This window comes from Thermococcus sp., assembly GCF_027012695.1.
In the GTDB taxonomy this organism is placed as follows: Archaea; Methanobacteriota_B; Thermococci; order Thermococcales; family Thermococcaceae; genus Thermococcus.
Genome location: NZ_JALUYR010000075.1, coordinates 1 through 6171 on the forward strand (window position 1 = coordinate 1; position 6171 = coordinate 6171).

Annotated in this window: 3 protein-coding genes; all 3 read right to left on the reverse strand. The window is 55.5% G+C overall.

Annotated elements, in window-relative coordinates:
- Positions 1-2287 (reverse strand): glycosyl hydrolase family 18 protein (locus MV985_RS06200; protein WP_297464415.1); only part of this gene is annotated, 2287 nt, incomplete at its 3' end.
- Positions 2288-2487: 200 nt separating this feature from the next.
- Positions 2488-5685 carry an isoleucine--tRNA ligase gene (ileS, locus tag MV985_RS06205; protein WP_297464417.1) on the reverse strand — a complete coding sequence of 1066 codons (3198 nt, stop codon included), beginning with the start codon at positions 5683-5685 and terminating at the stop codon, positions 2488-2490.
- A gap of 227 nt (positions 5686-5912) precedes the next feature.
- Positions 5913-6171, reverse strand: a 259-nt coding sequence (locus tag MV985_RS06210; protein ID WP_297464419.1) for a hypothetical protein, incomplete at its 5' end; no start/stop codon positions are given.

Genomic DNA, 6171 nt, shown 5'->3' on the forward strand with positions numbered 1-6171 from the left:
AGTTGTTTGAGCCTCCTGAATCGCCAGTTCCAGTGTCCGTCTGGTTTCCGGTGTTAGTGGAGTTGTCCCCCGTTCCTCCAGCGGTCTCGTTCACGGTTACGTTCTCGGGCCACACATCCCAGAGCTGATTGTCGACGTACAGGTACATCGCCTCGACCGGCTTGCTTCCCGTTGCGATGAACCCAAAGCTTGCTGTAGGCCCTTTGTTCCAGCTCGCGGGCGTGAAGACGATGTACTCACCCTCTTCAGCCTTAGTGACACTCCAGGAGCTGGAGACCGAAGAACCCTCCCGCAGCTTAACCTTGACGACCCAGTCCACCTTCTGTCCGAGGTCGAGGGTGACGTCGTATTCGGTGTTGCCCCAGTCGGTTACCTTCACGCTGAACGCATCTGGCCTCACGAGGTCTGAGGAAGTCTGGTTGTCTCCGATACTGCCGGCCTCGTTCCCGCTTCCACTCGTTTGGTTCCCTCCAGTGTTGCCGCCGGTCTGATTGTCCCCCGTTCCACCACCGGTTTGGTTTCCGCCGGTGTTGCCGCTTGAACCTCCGGTCTGGGTGCTATTGTCGTAGCCTGGCTCCGGGACGGTGAGGTTGGCCGGGACGCTCGAGCCTATGTAGTAGGTGTCGGGTATCCACGCTGGCGGCTTCTCCCCAAGGCGGTCGAGAACCGTGTCGAGGAGCGGGTGAGAGTTGGTTCCGGGCTTTCTGTCGGCTGTTATCTCCCATATCATGACGCCGCCGATGCCGTTGAGCAGGGCGTAGTCGACCTTTATTCCAATCGCCTTCGGGTCGTCGAAGGTTATGAATATCCTCTTGCCCGGAGAGTAGAGCCACGCCACCTGGGCTATCGGGTCCCAGTGGTAGTCGTAGTCGGCGCTCTGGTTCTTCTCGGCGACGTCCCAGTAGTCCATGACGCCGTAGGTCTCGCTCGCCGGTCCCCACGTTCCATCGGGGGTTCCGCTGAATGGCTGGTAGAGGCCATCATCCTCGGGCGGGACGTTGGCGAAGCTCCTGGAGTAGAACGGTAGGCCGAGGGTTATCTTCGTCCTGTCCGGAACGTGCTGGATGTACCACTGGATTGAATAGTTCACACAGAAGTGGAGCCTGACGTTCTCGTCCTCGTAGGGTGCGTTTGGATCGCAGTAGAGCGGGGCGTTGTGGCCTGTAATTTCATCCCAGGCGCCGTGGTAGTCGTAGGTCATCACGTTTATCGAGTCGAGGTACTTGCTAGCCTCGGTCCAGTTGATGCGGGCGGCCTTGACCGGGTCCGCCGGAACGGCGGCGGTTATCAGGTAGTCCTTGTGGTCTCTCCTCTCGGCCCGGTCGAAGGCTTCCCTTATCGTCTTGAGCAGGATAATGAAGTTCTTTCCATCGTCCGGGCTGACGTAGTTGCTCTCCAGTCCTCCCCCGCCGGGGTACTCCCAGTCGATGTCAACTCCGTCCAGATCGTACTTCCTGATGATTTCGAGGACGCTCTCGGCGAACCTCTGCCTCTTCGCGGGGTCTGCTGCAACCGGCGAGAAGTACTTGCTCAGCGTCCAGCCGCCGACCGAAACCAGAACCTTTACCTCGGGGTATCTGGCCTTGTATTCCTTTATCCCCTCCAAGTTGAGTGGGTCGGCGTAGCTGTCGAAGTAAGTAACGGTCCCGTCCTCCTTCAGGTTGAGGAAGGCATAGTTGACGTGGGTGACCTTCTCCCAGGGGATGTCGCTCACGTAGAACTTTCTGGCGTAGCGCGCCCAGGAGATGTAGTATGCAACTATCCTGTAGGGCTCGTAGGGTGTGGTTACGATCAGGGTGTTCGAGACCCCGCCGGTCGAGCCATCGCTTAGAACCGGAACGACGGCGTAGTAGTAGGTTGTATTCGCGGTGAGATTCCACTGGTCGAGGTAGCTCGTTGAAGGCACAGCATCGCCCACAAGCTCCCATGCGTCCCCTCCGGGGGCGCTCTGGGTCCAGTACTTGGCGCGCCATATCTTGCCGTTGTACTCAACGGTGTCGCCCTGGGTGTATGTCTTTCCCGCCTCGTACTGCGGGTAGCTGCTCCAGTTGACCACAACGAGGAGATTGCTTGAATCGAAGAGCGATGCCTGATCGGTGCTCCTGTAAATCTCGTAGGCCTTTGCACCGTCCACTGGAGTCCAGGTGAGGTTCACCACGTCCCAGGCGAGGGTATGTCCGTCTAGCGATACTTGTGTTGCTGCAGAGGCCCATGGGTAGTGTAGCGGGGGAAGGAGTGAGACTGCCATTAAAACAATTAAGAATACAACGGAGTATCTTTGCCTCATTCTTGACACCCTTGTGTGTGTTTGTCTATTTGTATAAACGCAATTGCTTATAAGTTTTGCTGGGGTTATATAACTTAGCTCCTCTATAATCCTTGGATTCTTGGGTCGAGGTGTACCGATCGTTGTTTGGATGCTCAGCGCACGGGGATATCAATGTCCCAGGGGGAAGAAAAGAAGGATAATTTGGAAAGTGAGAAGGCTCAAACCTTCTCAATCCCTATCTTTGCCTGAACCTCGGGCCATTCAACCACGTAACCCTTCGCTTCTCCAAAGACAACCTCCGTTGCCCTCGTCTCCTTCATGATATAGTCGAGGTTTTCGCTGAGGAGCTCGCGGTTCTCTTCGCTCGTCTCTATCGTGACCCTAATGCGGTCGTTGACGTCCAAATCCAAGCGCTTGCGCATCTCCTGTATTCTCCTGACGAACTCCCTGGCGAGGCCTTCCGCGAGTAACTCCCTCGTGAGGGTCTTGTCGATGAACACTCTTCCGCCCTCGAACTCTTCAGCAACGAAGAAGTCCGGGAGCTTCTCCTCTACAGCCAGGTGCTCCCTCGTGAGGTGGAAGGTCTTTCCTTCGATTTCAACGTCCATTTCGCCCTTCTCGTAGAGCTCCCTTCCGTGCTCGTTTATCCAGGCTATGACGAGCTTTGCGTCGCCCTTGAACTCCGGGCCAACTTTGGCGAAGTTCGGCTTTATGACGAGCTCGCGCTCGACCCTGCCAACGGTCACTTCCTTGGCGTTGAGCTGATCCTTAAGGAGCCTGTTCAGACTCTCGACGGCCTTCTTTACCGTTTCGTCCTCTGTCTCTATGATTATCCTCCTGACCGGGTAGCGGAGCTTTATCTTGGCCCTCTGCCTCGCTGATGAACCTGCCTCGACGATTTTCCTTACGGCCTCCATCTCGCGCTCGAGTTCCTCATCTATGGCCTTCTCATCGGCCTTCGGCCAGTCGAGGGTGTGAACGCTCTCCACTCCAACGAACGGCCTCAGGAGGTTCTGGTATATCTCCTCCGCTATGTAGGGCGTAAACGGAGCCATGAGCCTCAGCAGGACGTCGAAGACCTTCCAGACTGTGTAGTAGGCCGCTAACTTGTCCGGGTCGTCTCCTTCAACCCACATGCGCTTCCTGATGAGCCTGACGTACCACCTGCTGAGATCCTCGACGACGAAGTTGTAGATGGCCCTCGTCGCCTTCGTGAGCCTGAAGGTCTCTATTCCTTCGGTGACCTCTCCAATGAGGCTGTTGACCCTGCTGAGTATCCAGCGATCCTCCTCCCTGAAGGGAAGTTCCTCCGGGTTGAGCTTCCTCGGGTCAAAGTTGTCGAGGCTCATGTAGGTGGCGCTGAGAACGTAGACGTTCCAGAGTATGTTGAGCATCCTCTTAACCTGTGCAAGGCCCTTCCAGCTGAAGCGGAGGTTCTCCCAGGGGTTGGTGGCCCAGAGCATATAAAAGCGGAATGGGTCCCTTCCCTCCCTCTGGACAACTTCCTCGGGCCTTATGATGTTTCCAAGGCTCTTGCTCATCTTGTCGCCCTTCTCGTCGAGGACGTAGCCGTGCATTGCAACGGCTCTATAGGGAACGGTGTCGAAGGCTATAACGCTCGCGGCTTGCTGGGAGTAGAACCACTTGGTTACCTGGTCTTCACCCTCAACGATGAAGTCAGCCGGCCAGAGCTTCTCGAAGAGCTCCCTGTTCCTCGGGTAGTCCAGCGAAGCCCAGCTGGCTATTCCGCTGTCGAACCAGACGTCAACGACGTCTTTAACGCGCCTCATCTCCTTGCCGTTGACCTTTATGATGAAGGCATCGACGTAGGGCCTGTGCAAATCTTCTGGCCCGAGCTTCTCCTCGATGACCTTCAGCTTCTCCTCGTAGCTTTCGGGTAACTCAATGCGCTCGCCGTTGACCTCTATCGCCACGCTCTTCTCAACCAGCTCCTTAAAGCTTCCAACGACGTATATCTCTCCATCCTCGCTCTGCCATATCGGAAGCGGTATTCCCCAGTAGCGCTGTCTGCTTATGACCCAGTCGCCCGAGTTCATCACGCCGTTGTCGTAGCGCACTTTGACCCAGTCCGGATACCACGTGACCTTCTCGTCGTTTTCCTTGATTATCTTGTCCTTGACTTTGCTGACCTTTAGGAACCACTGGTCTGTGGCGCGGAATATGAGCGGGGTCTTACAGCGCCAGCAGTGTGGGTACTTGTGCTCTATCTCGCCGGCCTTCACGAGGTAGCCCTTGGCCTTAAGGTGCTCGATTATTTCCCTGTCGGCGTCCTTGACGTAGGTTCCCTTCCACTTTCCTTCGGTGTACCTGCCCTGGTCGTCAACCGGGCTGTAAACCGGCAGGCCGTACTTCCTTCCGACCTCAAAGTCCTCCTCACCGTGGCCGGGAGCGGTGTGGACAAGCCCAGTACCGTCCTCGAGCGTTACGTGCTCACCGAGGATAACGCGGTGAGCCCACTCGTACCTCTCGCGGAACTCCTTCTGAACGGGATATTCGTCCATTAGAATGTGGACGTATCTTACTCCTTCAAGCTCCTCTCCCTTGAACTCCTCGACGATTTCGCCCTTAAGGCCAACCTCGGCAAGAACGCGCTCAACGAGGGCCTTCGCTATTATCCAGTACTCCTCACCTTTCTCTGTCCCGACCCTGACTTTAGCGTAGTCGTACTCGGGGTGAACTGTAACCGCTAAGTTCGCCGGGAGCGTCCACGGTGTCGTAGTCCAGATGAGCAGGTATTCATTCTCCTTCCCTTCAATCGGGAACTTGACGTAGATGCTCGGGTCCTTTCTGAGCTTGTACTCGCCGCGAACCTCGTGTTCCGCTAGAGCCGTCTCACAGCGCGGGCACCAGTGGAGAACGCGCTTGTCCTTCTCGAGGAGGCCCTTCTCGTAGGCCCTCTTTAGGGTGAACCAGCCCGATTCAATGTACTCGTTCTTTATGGTCATGTACGGGTTGTCCCAGTCCATCCATATTCCGAGCTGCTTGAACTGCTCGGTCATGACCTTGAGGTTGTTGAGGGCGAACTCCTTGCACTTCCTTATGAAGTTGTCAACGCCTATCTCGGTCTCTATGTCCTTCTTGGTCTTCAGACCGAGGGCCTGCTCGACCTTGACCTCTATCGGGAGGCCGTGCATGTCAAAGCCCGGCTGTCTTCTCACGTTGTAGCCCTGCATCGTTCTAAAGCGGATTATCATGTCCTTGATTATCTTGTTCCAGGCGGTTCCGAGGTGTATCGCTCCACTGACGTAGGGCGGCCCGTCGAGGAAGTAGTACTTCGGGCCGTTCTGACGGGAGGCCTTGACCTTCTCGTAGGTGTCGTTCTCCTTCCAAAAGCGCTCTATCTTCTCCTCAAGCTTCCCTGGGTTGTACTCCCTAAACTCTGGCTCCCTAATCATGGCAAAACCCTCCAGAAGTGATAGTTAAGGCTAACCCAGAAGAGGGCTTAAGCCTCGAAACGGGCGGAGCGAAGGATAAAACACTCCCCCCTCATCGGTATCGGGCAAAGTTGGGAAGTTAGCTTATAAGGTTTTCTGCCAGGCCGTTCCGGTGGTGAGACCTGTGCTTGAGAAAAAGGTCTGTGCAATAGGTGTTCTGAACAAAGAACTCTCCACGAGAACCGGGCTCAACGAGATTGCCGTTTTGATGGCGATAATACCGGGGCTGAACCCTGGGCTTTTTCATAGGATGGATCCAGATTTAAAAGTTGGGCGAGGGCATTGATTTCCTTTATTCCATGTGACTTTCCTGCGAGCTTTGAACACAAGTTCTCAAAGAGATTTTCGAAGCATCTAGGGCCAAACACAAGGTGAAGAAGGCTGAGCTTCCTCTTTTTCCATGTGTTCCTATCAATATCTTTGAACTTAGAAATCGGGCCCAGAATC